The sequence below is a fragment of the Paenibacillus sp. S29 genome (assembly GCF_049319765.1).
Lineage (GTDB): Bacteria > Bacillota > Bacilli > Paenibacillales > Paenibacillaceae > Paenibacillus > Paenibacillus polymyxa_B.
The window spans coordinates 1-212 of sequence record NZ_JBMOUI010000126.1 but is presented as its reverse complement, the minus strand read 5'-3'; the positions used below and the strand labels follow the sequence as shown (position 1 = coordinate 212).

General features: G+C 47.6%; 1 tRNA gene. It reads left to right on the top strand.

The window, feature by feature from the left end:
• Positions 1 to 139: 139 nt before the first annotated feature.
• Positions 140 to 212: transfer RNA gene (locus ACL9RM_RS26840), tRNA-Phe, on the top strand.

Here is a 212-nt window from a genome sequence, read left to right as displayed (position 1 = left end):
CTGTGGTGTAGAGGCCTAACATGCCTGCCTGTCACGCAGGAGATCGCGGGTTCGAATCCCGTCAGTTCCGCCATTTTAACTTCATATATAATTGGCATATATAGTGCGGATTATATGATGTAGTAATAAAATAAAATATGGCTCGGTAGCTCAGTCGGTAGAGCAGAGGACTGAAAATCCTCGTGTCGGCGGTTCGATTCCGTCCCGAGCCA